The organism is Streptomyces sp. NRRL F-5123, assembly GCF_000721495.1.
Lineage (GTDB): Bacteria > Actinomycetota > Actinomycetes > Streptomycetales > Streptomycetaceae > Actinacidiphila.
On record NZ_JOHY01000195.1, the window covers coordinates 1 to 353 of the forward strand.

General features: G+C 77.3%; 1 protein-coding gene. It reads right to left on the reverse strand.

What is annotated here, in order from left to right; genetic code table 11:
- Positions 1 to 353 (reverse strand): AMP-binding protein (locus tag IH54_RS41120; protein WP_043183725.1); only part of this gene is annotated, 353 nt, incomplete at both ends.

A 353-nucleotide genomic window follows, 5' to 3' on the forward strand; every position in this document is an offset into this window, starting at 1 on the left:
GCCGGGTAGTCGGGGTCGACGGGCACGTACGCGGCCCCCGACATCGCCACGCCCAGCAGCGCCACCAGCATGTGCGCCCGACGCGAGCTGAGCACCGCCACCCGCGCACCGCGCACCGCGCCCCGCCCCCGCAGGCCGGCCCCCAACCGGGCCGCGGCCGCGACGAGTTGCCGGTAGGTCAGGACGGTCGTGCCCGCGACGACCGCGACCGCGTCCGGTGACGCCTGCGCCTGCGCGAGCACCAGGTCCACGAGCGTCACCGGCGGCAGCTCCACCACCGGACCGTCCCACGACGCCAGCAGCTCCCGCTCCGCCACCGGCAGCAACTCCAGCCCGCTCACCGGCAGTTCGGG